Origin of the sequence: Wolbachia endosymbiont of Armadillidium arcangelii (assembly GCF_040207875.1) — a bacterium.
Taxonomy (GTDB): Bacteria; Pseudomonadota; Alphaproteobacteria; order Rickettsiales; family Anaplasmataceae; genus Wolbachia.
In genome coordinates this window covers 1515947-1529554 of sequence record NZ_CP157942.1, presented here as the reverse complement: position 1 = coordinate 1529554, position 13608 = coordinate 1515947, and the positions used below count along the sequence as shown (strand labels likewise).

The window sequence follows — 13608 nt, the reverse complement described above, 5'->3', positions numbered from 1 at the left end:
TCCACTGAAGCACTATACTAAAGCTACGATGGGTAATTAGCTCAGTTGGTAGAGCACTTGCTTGACGTGCAAGGGGTCGCTGGTTCGAGCCCAGTGTTACCCACGTTTTTTGCTCATGAAAAGATTTTATATGACAGCAGTCCACAATGGCAAACACTCAGCAGCAGCATCCAAGCGCTTAATTTATTCTATAATAATAGTTGCAATAACAATGCTTATGGAGATAGCAGGTGGAATAATTTCACACTCGCTTGCTCTGTTATCAGATGCAGGACACATGCTCACTGACCTTTTTGCCTTGGTTTTAAGCTGGATAGCACATAAATTTTCAGCTAAGAAATCTGATTTACAGAGGTCATATGGTTACCACAGATTGCAGATAATTGCAGCATTTATTAATGGTTTAACTCTATTTCTCATTGCAGCGGTCATTATAATTGAATCAATAAAAAGATTTATTTTTCCAGTTAATGTTGAATGGAAAGTAATGCTAATAATTGCCACACTTGGCCTGATTTCTAATATCATAGTCTTTTTTATATTACATAGTAAATGCGAAAGTAACATAAATATAAAAAGTGCTGTATTACACGTCATAGGAGATATTTTAGGCTCTGTGGCTGCTATACTTGCATCCATAATTATCATGCTTACCGGATGGCAAATAGTGGACCCTATTTTGTCAGTATTTGTCAGCGTAATAATCTTAAACAGTGGCTATAAAATTCTCAAGAATTCTTGCCATATACTCCTTGAAGGTACACCTGAAGGTGTATCTGCTGAGGAGATCAAAAGTGAGATTGTATCTAAGTTACCTGAAGTGATAGATGTGCACCACATACATGCATGGTCACTGTCTGATAATTATTTTATAATTACCATGCATGCCAAAGTAAAGCAAGATGCACAACACACTGATATTTTGTATGAGATAAAAAAAATACTACTAAATAGGTTCGAGATAGCACACTCTACAGTCGAGATCGAATACGATGAGTGTGCGGATAATAAGATACTTAAACATTGACGTTTTAAATTACTATGCTATTACTAGGGTGTAATGATGTTGAAGGTAAGCTATGATAGGTATTTCTCAATTACAATTTCCTTCAAAGGAATCTAGCAGGCTAAAGTTTTTTGTTTACCTTGGTATTGTACAAGCGTTAAATATATTAACTATGCCCACCAGTATAGCAATTTCTTTTGTGGCTGTTCTTTACAGATTAGAGATCCAGACTTTTCTTACCTATAAAAAAATAAAGAATGAGGAAGTAAATAAAAAGGAATATTGGAAAATGTTTATTAAAGATAATATAATCAAGTCAGTGTTTTTTTTATCGTTAGTAGGGTTTATATTATATCTATCCTTTACTAAGGCTCTCATATTAGCTTGGCTGTTAGCACCGATACCATTACGATGTTAATAATTTTGTTGCAACCTGAAGTCAGACCAAAAAAACTTAATCCTATTGCCCTGTTTAAGAATGCAGTGAATTTACTTTTGGATGGTGCACGAGAAAATTTATTCGGTATGAAGTATATTATTAATACTGCTATTGAACACACATTGCCTAATTTATCGAATGATAGTATTATTGACAATATTAATATATTAAAAGATAAATATGGTGAGAAGGTACCAGAACCTAAGGATGTTATACGTAATGATGAGTTTGTTAAGTTTATCCAGTATATAAAAGAAGAAAAAGAGTTTAGGAAGAGTAATGAACAAGAATTCATTAACTATCTTAATAGATGGTGCAATAATGATGAACAAGTTCATGTTTCTGGACTTACAGGAGGGCAAATTTTATACTTAGTTCTAAAGGCTTGTAACAGTGGAGATAGTGAATCAGTTGCAGCAAAAAGGCGGGAATTGGCAAAGTCTTTAATGTATGCCATAAATTATGCTCAAGGGACGTTTATTCCTGAAACTTGCTTTACCGGTATTATTGGTGCTGCGGTAAAGTCATTAAAAGGAATACACCCTGATATTAGAGTAAAATACCTTATGGAAGACAGAATTGGAATGGATGCAAAAGATGAGGCGTATGAGTTTATTAAGAAAGAGCTGAAAAAAAAAGAAGAATCATAAAGAAATCCTCAATGCTTGGAATAAGTCAGATGATAGCAGTAAACAAATAACTTCTAATTTTATTCAAGAGATCAGGATGCCTTTAATGAGAAATTTGTTTAGCTTGGACTGTAGTGAACAGAATGTAGTAGATACAATAGAAAATCTTGAATATATTAATCCAGAAAAATTAACCGACCCAAACATCGATAATATAAGAAGTAACAGGATCAGCACGTAAATTATAAAAACTTATGTTCCTTGCCTTGCAAAAGGTTTGTGATGTTTTTGTGGTGCTTGAGAAAAACTAACACTTCTATAACTATGAGTGTTAAGGATAAATCCATTTGAAAAAAGAATGAAGTTATCACGGCTATTGTAATAGCACTTAACGAAGCAAGAGAAGAGTACCTAAAGATAAAAAATACCATTATCCAGGCAAATATAAATATCAGGGCAACTAGCATATTAAGTGCTATCAAAACTCCCAAAGTTGTTGCAACTCCTTTGCCTCCTTCAAATTTTAGCCAAATGGGAAACATGTGCCCTAAAACTGCTAAAATTGCAGATATATATATACAAAGATTGTCATCGAAAAATTGTTGTGCTATATAAACCGCGATAAACCCCTTAAAGGTATCCAGAAATAATGCAAGAGCAGCAAGGCCTTTATTTCCTGTCCTTGCAACGTTTGTAGCGCCAATGTTTCCTGAGCCTACCTCTCTTAAATTTATCCCCTTTATTTTTGCAATAATTAAGCTAAACGGTATTGAACCGAGTACGTAGGATAGTATAAGGATTACATACCTCTCCATCATTCTAGCATCCTCTCTCTTGTCATCCGAGTAGCTGACACTGGGATCCAGCGAACTTTGTTCGCAAACGAATCTAGTAGATAAATATAAAATTTTACATTAAAACATAACACTATGGTGGAACTATATGCAAAATAGATCCCAGTGTCACACACTGGGATGACAAAAGGGAGTTTTGCTATGACAAGAAGATGATACTGAAATGACATCTGTTGCTGTACCTTCATATGCCAAAATTTAATTAATTTTATTATTCCTCAGCCTTTTTAGGTAGCACTGAACTTCATCGTTAATCTGATTACTGAACAGTATGAGCGCTGTCATATTGATGAGTGCTAAACAAGAGAATAAAGCTCCACCAATATTGGCAATAGCCATTATATCTTTAGAAAGACCAGAGAAAAATGCCACAATTATTACCGATATTCGGTATATCACTATACTCTTTGCACCAAACAAATATAACCATCCCATTTCACAGCAATAGACAAATGAAATTACTGAAGAAAATGCAAATAAAGGCGCAGCTATTGTTAAAAGGATAGGAAACCAAGAAGAAACTGTCTCAAATGCTTTTTGGGTGATCAGTATTCCCTCGCCAGTGCTGGTCTGGTATGCACCTGTTATTACTATTGTTATTCCTGTTAAACAGCAAATTAACATTGTGTCAAAGCATGGTTCTATCATCGCAACTAGTCCAGTTCTAACCGGCTCCTCATCTTTAGCTACCGCGTGAGTGATTGAAGCAGAACCAACACCTGCTTCGCTGGCAAAAACCGCCCTTTGAATTCCAGCAACAAATGCTCCTACCACTCCTCCACCAACAGCATTGAAGTCTATCATACTGGAAAACAATATTTTTAATGTATTGCCAAAGTTGTGAATATTGAATGCAATGATTGTGACACAACTGAAAATATATATGAGCGACATAATAGGCACTAGTGCAGAAGACACCCTGGCTATCCTTCTAATTCCACCAATAATTACTAGAGCAAGTAACATAGAAATTATGGAAGAGAGAAACCAAGGATGACCATCTATCCAATTTGAATAACCAGATAATATTGAAACCATTTGGTTAGTTTGAAACGCTACACTTCCACCAAGACCTGATAATATAAAAAATACTGCATATATAGCAGCCAGAACAATACCAAGTTTTTTAAATCCAAATTCCTCTAGCCCATTTCTTATATATTGAAAAGGACCACTGAATAACTGCTCTTGACCCTCTGTTCTGTGCCTGAATGCTAAAGTTACTTCAGCAAACTTTGCGGACATACCAAAAAAGCCTGTAATCATCATCCAAGGTACCGCTCCTGGCCCTCCCATTGAAATTGCAATTGCAACACCAGCAACAGTTCCAAGACCTACTGTGCTTGATAGCGCGGTTACGAATGCCTGAAAATGCGTAATGTGACCATCGTGATGATCTGTGTTATATTTTCCACACAAAATAGCGAATGCATGCTTAAACATCCTTATGTTGAGAAATTTAAAACGTAGTGTTAGAAATATATAACCAAAAACCAATAGAAGAATTATAAATGGTACGTGAAAGATCTTGAAAAACAATACTTCATTCATGAAGTTGCTTATTCCATTTAATGCAATGTCATAACTTTTGTAAAAAATTGAAGCAGCATATACATCATTAAACGATAGGCAAAATAACATCATATAAAGCAATCTATAAATCATGTTTATACCTTTCGTAATAAGAGTCTACTGCATTTGAAACGTCCCTTCTCAGTAGGTATATTGCAACAGCATTTGGAATCATAAGGCACATAAACAGGCTGTCACCTAAATAAGATATAAATTCTATATTTTTTGATATACAGCTGATATACACTGAACCCACTATAAAAAATTGAAATAATATCAGTACTTTTTTGTTACCAAATAAGTACACAAGGGCAACTTCACAGTAGTAATAATAAGCTATTATCGTGGAAAATGCAAAGGAAAACATTATCAGCGGAAGAACTAGCTTGCTAAATAAAGGCAAGGCTGTCGAAAATGCTGAGCTAACTAACGTAATATCACCGATTTCATTGGTACTGTGCATACCAGTGATAATTATCACAACACCAGTCAAAAATGAGACTAATATTGTGTCTACAAATGGTGCAATCATTGCAACACTCCCAACTTTAACTGGGTCTTTCTCTTTTACAATTGAATGTGCTATAGCTGCTGTTCCAGTACCTGCTTCATTAGCAAACACTGATCTTCTTACCCCTGCTATTAATCCACTCAATACTCCACCTCCTATAGCTGATTTGTTAAAGATATCTTGAAACATTATAGATAGAGCATTCAAAAGATTACTTCCGTTTGCACAGATTAAATACACGCACATGCCTACATATAACATTATCATAATCGGCCCTAAACCTGTTGCAACGAAAGCAATTCGCTTTATCCCTCCCAGTATTACAATTAATACAAGCAGAGATATAATAACAGATGAGTTGTATTCAAATAGGTTATTTGACAACGCTGCAATTTGATTTGCCTGAAATGGTATGCCGCCCAGAATCATTGCAACAAGCAGCATAATCACATAAATAAATGCGAGGGATTTGCCAGTTTTTATAAATCCAATCTTTGCAAGTCCATGCTCCATATAATAAAAAGCTCCACCAGTTGTGTTTTCAGAGCGGTAATTGAATGCAAGCACTACTTCAGCAAACTTTATTGACATACCAAATATTCCAGTAACTATCATCCAAAAAACTGCACTTGGTCCCCCTATTGTGATAGCTATTGCAACTCCTGATATTGTTCCAAGACCAACTGTTCCGGAAATGACTGTTGCAAACGCTTGAATATGAGTGATTACACCATTGTTATTGCCATTACATTTTAGGTTGAATAGCGTCTGTATTCCATGTTTGAATAATCTAAAGTTAGTAAATTTGAATTGAATCATACAAAAAACTCCAGTTGCAATTACCCAAATAATTATGAATGGAATGTTAAATATCTTTATATATAGAAGAGAGTTTAATAGATCAGTTACTTTTACAACCATGCTGCTCACTATTTTTTATATAGCGGACTAGTTTTATATGCGTAATATATATAAAGTCCGGTACTTATTGGAAGAGTCAATATATAAACTGCACCTAAAATTGGTAGTGTTATCCAGGGCTTGCTTATAAAAAATATGATCAATATTCCAAAAAATGATACAAAGATATAGGATAAACTTTTAGGGACATAAATGTACTTTGCGGAGAAAGTTGGAATATGACTTATCGAAAAAAATGAAATGGCCAAAAAGTAACAAGCTGTATTCCTTGCGTTAAAAAATTGCTCTATAAGAAGTAAGTATTCACTTTCATGAGATTGGAAGGTAATAATTATTGGTAACAGAGTAAGTAAAGCGCATACAGGAGCTGGAATGCCGGAAAAGAAATTTTTTTTCCAGTATAGTTGTTCTGAATGTAGCGAAACATTGAATCTTGCAAGTCTTATTGATATGCAGATTACATATATCATTACTAAGATCCAACCTACAACTTTAATTTCATTTAACTTCCAAAAATACAAAAGAAAGGCAGGTGCTGAACCAAAATTCAGAAAATCTGCAAAAGAATCAAGCTGTGCTCCAAAATCGCTAGTTGATTTTAGAATTCTGGCTATTCTACCATCCATTCCATCTATTATTGCTGCGATGATAATAAAAATTGCTGAAAATTCCCATTGTTCATTAAATGTGAATTTAAGTGAAGTAAGGCCAGCACATAAACCCAGTAAAGTTATAAAGTTTGGAAATAATTTGGTAATAGGTAAGAATTTACCGTTACTTCCATCGTTATTCATATTACATCAAAAATAAGCTTCTCTTGCTTGTTTAAATCTGCTATAATTGTTTCACCACCAATAACAGTTTGCCCTTCTGAAACTCTTACCTCTATGCCAGCAGGTATATAAATATTTACTCTACTGCCAAATCGTATAATTCCAAATCTTTCACCTGCTTTTACACTTTGAGATACTCTCAAATTACAAACAATGCGACGTGCAATAAATCCAGCTATTTGTTCCACAGTGATTTCTTTCCCCTCTTCATATTCAATCACAATAACTTGCTTTTCATTTTCATTACTAGACCTATTGCTTATTGCAGAAACAAACTTGCCTTTTTTATAATTCATTTCCTTTATCGCACCAGATATTGGTATACGATTCACATGGACATTCAAAACACTTAGAAATATGCTGACAAGTGTAAACTTCTTTCCTTCTTCGTTTTCTGCTAACAAAGGAGAATTAACTTCTTCAATTTTTGAAATCACACCATCAGCAGGGCTTAATATGAAATCCTTATTGTTTGGTACAGCTCTTGATGGGTCACGAAAGAAATAAGTACATAATAGTGTTGGGAATAAGCAAGTAATGCCAGCCCCCCAAGATATAGAGAATGCTATACACGTCACTATAAAGGAAACAATTATAAATAAATAACCTTCTCTGTTTATGTTAGGCAAACCAAAGCACATAACTTATTCTCGATAATTCATTATTAACAATTTATCATTTATAATTTCTCATGAAAAGCTTTTTTTTACTGTTTCACTTTTGGAATTATTATATAAACATTTGCTTATAAAATCGTTGATAGATATCTATTTTTTAATAGAAATTGAAGTTTTTTTTAACTATTATTAATACAATCTTAATAAAAACTTAATAATATATGAATTAATATGTTCGCAATTTCGTATGACGGGGGAAATAGAAAAAGATGAATCTCCTTCCTTACACGTTGCAATTAAGGCGGGTGATATTAAAACTGCAGAACTACTAATAAAATCTGGTGCAAACGTCAATGATAATTATGAACGTAATCGTACACCACTGCATATTGCCATCGGGCATAAGCAATTTAAAATAGCGAAATTGCTGATAGAAAGTGGAGCAAACGTTAACGCAAAAACTGAAAATCATGGCAAAGATTACTTAACACCAATGCACCTTGCAATTTTTGCAAATACGCCAGAGTTTATAGAATTACTATCTAGCCATGATGCGTTAATTAATGAAAGAGAAAGCACCGAAGGACATACACCTCTTCACTTTGCTGCTTTATATGGAAATAAAAGTGTAATACAAGCCTTAGTTGATAAGGGACGGAATATTGAAGATATAGATAACAATGGGCGAACAGCTTTATTTTTAGCTACTAGACAATGCACTGAAGCAGAGGATGATAGCAGAATAGAAATTATCGAGTACTTGATAAATAAACTCAAAGCAGGCGTAACAAAAAAAGATAATAATAACAACACAATACTTGTTTCTGCTGCTAATAATTGTCCTGGAAAGGTAGTGAAACTCATCATTAAACAATATATAGAAAGCTTTGGCAGAGATCAGTTGAAGAATTTTATCAACTACAAAAATAAAGCTGGAATGGATGCTTTGGATATCGCGCTCAATAGTGGGAATGAAAAAGCCATTGAAGTACTTAGATCATATGGAGCAGATATTGAAAAGATAGAAGGTGAAAGTCGTCTATTTCGTACAGTAAAAGAAGGTAATATAGAAAAAACGGGGCTTCTTTTAAAACAGGGAGCAAACATTAATATAAAAAATGGGAGGGGACTTACTCCTTTAGATCTTGCGATGCAGGAAAACGATCAAGACATGACTCGATTCCTAAGAGGTTGTCCACAAACCATTAAATTCAAGCATATTCCCTACTTAACATAACTTTACTCATAGCCAGATATATGAAACTTTCAGTAGATGTTGTAAGTAAATCGTACTCCTTTGATAGCCTTCTATTTCTATTGATCCAAGCAAAAGTCCTCTCTACCACCCACCTTCTCGGTTGTACTGCAAATCCAGGATCCCGTTGTGGCAATAGTTCTGGTGGTGTATCTTTATGCACCCAAAACCTACATGGAGGTCTTTTCACAATTTCAATATCTATCCCATGTTCTTCCTCTATATGGGTTTTTAAATCTTTTCCTTGGTACCCCATATCAGCCCACATTTTCTTAATATTGCTGTATTTTTCTTTCATATTGTCCAATACCATCTTCACCCCATCTCTGTCATTTTCGCTTGCAGCTCCTACATAGCAACCAAGCACAAATCCTTGAGTATCTGTGATTATATGTCTTTTTCTCCCATTTACTTTTTTTGCACCATCATAACCTTTGACCCCCCTTTTTCCGTGATTTTTACCGATTGACTATCCACTATGCATGCGCTTGGCTCCTCACTTCTTCCCATTTTTGACCTACTATATTTAGTGATATCATAGTTCACTTTCTCAAAAATCCTCTGCTTTTTCCATCTTCTAAACTGTTCATGCACAGCCTTCCACAACGGAAAATCGTGTGGTAAATTGCGCCATTGACATCCTGTGCGCAGTACATAAAGAATTGCATTCAGTATCTCACACTTACTGTATTTTGGCGGCCTTCCTCCTTTCTTATACGATACCCTGAAGTGTTTTTCTATTCGGGACCATTCCCTTTTACTTAAATCTGTTGGATATTTTTTCCTCATCTCTTACCTCAATATTCTGCCTTTATATACTACTTATTTCTTGATTTGTGGACAACCTCTAAGAGAGAATAAAGCAAAAACGGGTTTAGAGATGAAAGTTTAGTTAGCAGCATTAGTTACGCTAACTATTATAACTCTTGGTTTAGCGCTAGTAGTGTATTTTATTGTGAAAGGTATTCAAGAAATTGCTGCACAAAAAACAGGCAGTACTCTCAATAATGCAGAAAGCACAAAGATAGAATCTCCAATCAAGCAAAAATAAAAGCAGCTCACAGATAGTTGATAAATTTCTTGCTTTATTTACATGCTTTCTATAGCATAGCATATTAATATTAGAATGGGGTGTGTGTTATGTTTGTAGGTCAAAATAATAATCAACAGCAAAATAGAAATAGGGCACAGGATTTAATAGAAGAAGCGCAAAATGTTCACAACAACACTAGTAAAACTAAAAAGCTCATCAATATAGTTTTATTAGTAAGTATGATTTCTCCGCTTCTTTTCATCATACAATTCCTTTTATATTTATTATTAGTAAATTATTTTTTCAAACCAGGAGAAAATGAAAAAAGGTCGTCAGCATGGTTAAAAAATATCATTAGAGGAATATTAACAACTATTTTGATCGTATGTATTATTCCTTCCTGTATGTTTTTAGTGCTGCCTATGTTGTTCTTGTGGCTGCTAAATCGTGAAGGAGTACAGCAGCTTAATAGTTTAATACAACAAATTCCAAAAGAAGAGATACCTTTCTTCCATAGTTTAACTAATGTCCTTCCTTTTGCTGTAAAAACTACTCATGATCCAAGTGCAGTTGCTAGTATAAACTTGAGTGTTAATAGACTCATAGAAAAGCATAAAGAGAATCTAAGCAAAGATGAATTCTATGTACAGCTAAATAGAGGCAACACAAACGACATTGAAGAGTATATCAAACAGTCAAGTGAATTTACAGAAGGTGATAAATCTCATGCACTTGAATGCTTAAGATTTATCAATAGAACAGGAGATAATTTTAAAGACAATCATAGTAAGCTAACACTAAAGCAGGCAGCTGTTTTATGTTGGAAAGCCTGCAACGATAGAAATGAACAGAAAATCAAAGAATCCCTTTGAATGGTGAAGACATAAAAAATAGAAAAGATATGTTTGTAAAGGGTCTTGTAGACGCTGCAACAACTTACGGTACTCAAGGTCAAAATTGTGCAGGTGGAACATACAATAAACTGTTTGAGTCTTTATCTGATTTGCATCCATTAGTAGTTATTACACTAGATGAAGAAGAAGCTAGAGCAATGATAAGAGAAACGATTACGCAAAAATTCCCTGAAATGGCCAGAGCCAATTTTAGCAATTTCTCTGAACTAGAACAAGGAAGGATCCGTAATAAGTTACCAGAGTTATCATCTGAAACGGTAAGGTATATTATGACTACGCATTCAGCTGTCGAGAGAAGGTGTCAGGAGTTCAGCAGTAAACTAAACAACGATAAAAAGGATGAAATATTAGAAGAGTGTATGAGTAATCTATCCTGTGTTAATTTGGAAAGTCTAAGCAAAAGGGAAAGGTAAATTATACCTCACTGTAGTTATACGTCTTGAAATATAAAGCAGGGTTTCATGTAGGTAGTGTAGTATATTTTACCTATATACCACAACCAAAGATACTTCTTTCAGTTTTAAAATCTTGCTAATCGTTGTATACAAATGTAATATTAATTAACATTTATAAATAAAGCAATTCCATGGAAAGTAATTACAACGCTGACGCAATAAAAATCCTAAGAGGTCTTGATGCTGTAAGAAAGCGTCCAGGTATGTACATTGGTGATACTGATGATGGATCTGGTTTGCACCATATGGTGTATGAGGTTGTTGATAATGCGATAGATGAGTCTTTAGCTGGATATTGTGATAAAATTGAAGTTAGCATAAATGAAGATGGATCAGTATCTGTAACTGATAACGGTCGTGGCATTCCAACTGATATTCATGAAGAAGAAGGAATATCGGCAGCAGAAGTAATAATGACTCAACTTCATGCTGGTGGTAAGTTTGATAATAATACCTATAAAGTTTCCGGTGGATTACATGGTGTTGGAATCTCGGTTGTAAATGCATTATCAAGCTGGCTGGAATTAACTATCTGGCGCAACAAGAAAGAACACTTTATACGCTTTGAAGATGGTGAGTCCATTGAATCCTTAAAAGTAGTGAATGAAAACACAAACAAAAGAGGAACTAGAGTGACATTCATGCCATCAACAGAGACTTTTAACGGTGTCGATTTTAGTTACTCTACTCTTGAGAGTCGCATCAGAGAATTAGCATTTTTAAATTCAAATATCAAGATTACTTTGTGTGATTTACGTAATAAACCATATGTGGAGTCTCACTTTAACGATAGTAAACAGTCTGAAGATAATTTCGGCACAGCAAATTTTGTACGGTACTTAGATAAAAACAAGACACACATTACTAAAATTGCCAGCATTAGAGATGATGTGAAAAATCTAGGCACCAGTGTAGAAATATCGATGGAGTGGAATGATTCTTACTATGAGAATATGCTGTGCTTCACAAACAACATAAGACAAAGGGATGGCGGTACGCATTTGGCAGGGTTTAGATCTGCACTAACCAGATGTATCAATAACTATGCAACCAATGAAGGGTTTTTGAAGAAAGCAAAAGTGAATTTGACCGGAGAAGACGTTAGAGAAGGCTTAACTTGTGTTTTATCTCTCAAAATGCCTGATCCTAAATTTTCTTCACAGACAAAAGATAAATTGGTCAGTTCTGAAGCGCGGACAGTTGTAGAGAGTATAGTTTTTGACAAATTAAGTACAATACTTGAAACTGACCCCAAGTTAGCAACAAGTATAGTAGAAAGAGCGATTAGATCAGCAAAAGGAAGAGAAGCAGCAAGAAAAGCACGAGAGTTAGTTAAAAATAAAAATAATATTGATATCGCAACTCTACCTGGAAAGCTTGCCGATTGTCAGGAAAAAGTTCCTGAGTTATCGGAATTGTTTATAGTAGAGGGTAATTCCGCAGGTGGTACTGCAAAGCAGGGACGTAATCGTAAAACACAGGCAGTACTTGCATTAAGAGGGAAAATTCTAAACGTAGAACGTGCAGGATTGGATCGTATTTTTTCATCTGCAGAAATTGGCTCTCTGATCACGGCAATTGGGGCTGGAATAGGGAGTGAGCACTTCGATATTGAAAAAACTAGGTATCATAAAATTATCATTATGACAGACGCAGACGTTGATGGCTCACATATAAGAACTTTGATTCTAACTTTCTTTTTTAGACATATGCGCGAAGTAATTGAAAAAGGATATTTATATATAGCGCAGCCACCGCTCTATAAAGTTACAAAAAATGCCAAAGATACTCATATTAAAGATGACGAAACTTTTGAAGAGTATATAGTAAATTCAGCGATTAAAAGATTAACATTAAATGGTATAGGCAAAGACTTGCGTTTCGTTTTGAATAAGTGCCTCAGTATTTCAAACATTAGCAAAAATTATGATAGGGAAATACCACAAGATCTCTTAGAATCATTGCTAATTTTAAGCAAAAAGAATGCTCTATTGTCTGCTGATGAGATATTAAAATATTTAAAATTGATGTATAGTGAATATAATTGGGAAGTAGAAGTAAAAGATGAAGAAATTCACATTGCTAAATTGTTTCAAGGATTAGCAGACAAATATGTATTCTCGCTTAGCATGCTTGAAAGCAAAGAAATACAGAATATATTGAGTTCTCTTGATAACATAATTGACTTATTTAATGGTGATTCATTTTTAAAGTCGCAAGAAACTGAAATAAAAATAAAGTCTCCAAGTGCACTTGCAAAAATAGTAATGGATTGCGGTAAAAAAGGTTTAACTCTGCAGAGATTTAAAGGCCTTGGTGAGATGAATGCTGATCAGCTTTGGGAAACTACACTCAATCCAGAAACTAGAACTCTGCTAAAAGTTGAAATAAAAGATTATGAGGAAGCAGATAGCATATTTTCTGTGCTGATGGGTGATATAGTTGAACCACGTCGTGACTTTATAAATAACAATGCACTTAACGTACATGATGTTGATATTTGATTTTAGAAACGCTAAACCCTTATGGCTTGTGATTCCAGCATTGTGTGCCAACACAACATTTAAAA

Annotated in this window: 13 protein-coding genes and 1 tRNA gene; 8 read left to right on the top strand and 6 right to left on the bottom strand. The window is 34.4% G+C overall.

All coding sequences use genetic code 11. The features are described from left to right. Window positions 1-30 precede the first annotated feature (30 nt). The 4 genes from ABLO99_RS07760 to ABLO99_RS07745 all read left to right on the top strand — a co-directional run bounded on the left by ABLO99_RS07760 (window position 31) and on the right by ABLO99_RS07745 (window position 2095). Window positions 31-103, top strand: a tRNA-Val gene (locus ABLO99_RS07760). Between the two features lie 27 nt (window positions 104-130). Further along, the gene (locus ABLO99_RS07755; RefSeq protein WP_349967528.1) at window positions 131-1027 is read left to right on the top strand and encodes a cation diffusion facilitator family transporter; all 897 of its coding nucleotides are present in this window, start codon (window positions 131-133) and stop codon (window positions 1025-1027) included. A 52-nt stretch (window positions 1028-1079) separates the two neighbouring features. Continuing rightward, the gene (locus tag ABLO99_RS07750) at window positions 1080-1424 is read left to right on the top strand and encodes a hypothetical protein (protein ID WP_161794196.1); all 345 of its coding nucleotides are present in this window, start codon (window positions 1080-1082) and stop codon (window positions 1422-1424) included. Then, window positions 1418-2095: a hypothetical protein gene (locus ABLO99_RS07745; RefSeq protein ID WP_349967526.1), complete on the top strand. Its 678-nt coding sequence runs from the start codon at window positions 1418-1420 to the stop codon at window positions 2093-2095. The genes ABLO99_RS07750 and ABLO99_RS07745 overlap by 7 nt, the downstream gene beginning before the upstream one ends. Before the next feature lie 221 nt (window positions 2096-2316). Here the strand turns inward: ABLO99_RS07745 and plsY are convergent, their stop codons facing one another. The 5 genes from plsY to ABLO99_RS07720 form a co-directional block, all read right to left on the bottom strand. Further along, window positions 2317-2889, bottom strand: coding sequence for a glycerol-3-phosphate 1-O-acyltransferase PlsY (gene plsY / locus ABLO99_RS07740; protein WP_349968520.1), 573 nt, complete (start codon window positions 2887-2889; stop codon window positions 2317-2319). Between the two features lie 237 nt (window positions 2890-3126). Next, on the bottom strand, window positions 3127-4593 hold the full coding sequence (locus ABLO99_RS07735; protein WP_349967524.1) for an amino acid carrier protein: 1467 nt from the start codon (window positions 4591-4593) through the stop codon (window positions 3127-3129). Further along, a complete protein-coding gene (locus ABLO99_RS07730; RefSeq protein WP_349967522.1) occupies window positions 4583-5932 on the bottom strand; it encodes an amino acid carrier protein in 1350 nt (449 codons plus the stop codon). Before ABLO99_RS07730 ends, ABLO99_RS07735 begins: the two co-directional genes overlap by 11 nt. An 8-nt stretch (window positions 5933-5940) precedes the next feature. Further along, window positions 5941-6726, bottom strand: a complete 786-nt coding sequence (locus ABLO99_RS07725; protein ID WP_349967521.1) for a CDP-alcohol phosphatidyltransferase family protein — start codon at window positions 6724-6726, stop codon at window positions 5941-5943. Beyond that, complete coding sequence (locus ABLO99_RS07720) at window positions 6723-7406, bottom strand: phosphatidylserine decarboxylase (RefSeq protein WP_349967518.1); 684 nt, start codon at window positions 7404-7406, stop codon at window positions 6723-6725. The genes ABLO99_RS07725 and ABLO99_RS07720 overlap by 4 nt, the downstream gene beginning before the upstream one ends. Window positions 7407-7629: 223 nt before the next feature. On the opposite strand from ABLO99_RS07720, the gene ABLO99_RS07715 reads away from it, so the two are divergent. After that, a complete protein-coding gene (locus tag ABLO99_RS07715; RefSeq protein WP_349967517.1) occupies window positions 7630-8619 on the top strand; it encodes an ankyrin repeat domain-containing protein in 990 nt (329 codons plus the stop codon). On the opposite strand, the gene ABLO99_RS07710 is transcribed toward ABLO99_RS07715, so the two are convergent. Continuing rightward, a protein-coding gene (locus ABLO99_RS07710) for an IS5 family transposase (protein ID WP_349967383.1) occupies window positions 8594-9426 on the bottom strand; the annotation gives its coding sequence in 2 pieces (ribosomal slippage) (window positions 8594-9060 and window positions 9060-9426; 834 coding nt in all). The genes ABLO99_RS07715 and ABLO99_RS07710 overlap by 26 nt on opposite strands. 351 nt (window positions 9427-9777) lie before the next feature. Between ABLO99_RS07710 and ABLO99_RS07705 the strand changes: the two genes are divergently transcribed. From ABLO99_RS07705 to gyrB, 3 genes are all read left to right on the top strand, one after another. Beyond that, a complete protein-coding gene (locus tag ABLO99_RS07705) occupies window positions 9778-10542 on the top strand; it encodes a hypothetical protein (RefSeq protein WP_349967515.1) in 765 nt (254 codons plus the stop codon). Then, entirely contained in the window at window positions 10539-10997 is a 459-nt protein-coding gene (locus ABLO99_RS07700; RefSeq protein WP_349967514.1) for a hypothetical protein, read from the top strand. Before ABLO99_RS07705 ends, ABLO99_RS07700 begins: the two co-directional genes overlap by 4 nt. Window positions 10998-11170: 173 nt before the next feature. Then, complete coding sequence (gene gyrB, locus ABLO99_RS07695) at window positions 11171-13543, top strand: DNA topoisomerase (ATP-hydrolyzing) subunit B (RefSeq protein ID WP_349967512.1); 2373 nt, start codon at window positions 11171-11173, stop codon at window positions 13541-13543. Window positions 13544-13608: the final 65 nt, after the last annotated feature.

Excerpts from the sequence above, each read along its gene's own strand:
- ABLO99_RS07755 (WP_349967528.1), top strand. The coding sequence starts at position 131 with ATGACAGCAGTCCACAATGGCAAACACTCAGCAGCAGCATCCAAGCGC.
- ABLO99_RS07750 (WP_161794196.1), top strand. The coding sequence starts at position 1,080 with ATGATAGGTATTTCTCAATTACAATTTCCTTCAAAGGAATCTAGCAGG.
- ABLO99_RS07745 (WP_349967526.1), top strand. The coding sequence starts at position 1,418 with ATGTTAATAATTTTGTTGCAACCTGAAGTCAGACCAAAAAAACTTAAT.
- plsY (WP_349968520.1), bottom strand. The coding sequence starts at position 2,889 with ATGGAGAGGTATGTAATCCTTATACTATCCTACGTACTCGGTTCAATA.
- ABLO99_RS07735 (WP_349967524.1), bottom strand. The coding sequence starts at position 4,593 with ATGATTTATAGATTGCTTTATATGATGTTATTTTGCCTATCGTTTAAT.
- ABLO99_RS07730 (WP_349967522.1), bottom strand. The coding sequence starts at position 5,932 with ATGGTTGTAAAAGTAACTGATCTATTAAACTCTCTTCTATATATAAAG.
- ABLO99_RS07725 (WP_349967521.1), bottom strand. The coding sequence starts at position 6,726 with ATGAATAACGATGGAAGTAACGGTAAATTCTTACCTATTACCAAATTA.
- ABLO99_RS07720 (WP_349967518.1), bottom strand. The coding sequence starts at position 7,406 with ATGTGCTTTGGTTTGCCTAACATAAACAGAGAAGGTTATTTATTTATA.
- ABLO99_RS07715 (WP_349967517.1), top strand. The coding sequence starts at position 7,630 with ATGACGGGGGAAATAGAAAAAGATGAATCTCCTTCCTTACACGTTGCA.
- ABLO99_RS07705 (WP_349967515.1), top strand. The coding sequence starts at position 9,778 with ATGTTTGTAGGTCAAAATAATAATCAACAGCAAAATAGAAATAGGGCA.
- gyrB (WP_349967512.1), top strand. The coding sequence starts at position 11,171 with ATGGAAAGTAATTACAACGCTGACGCAATAAAAATCCTAAGAGGTCTT.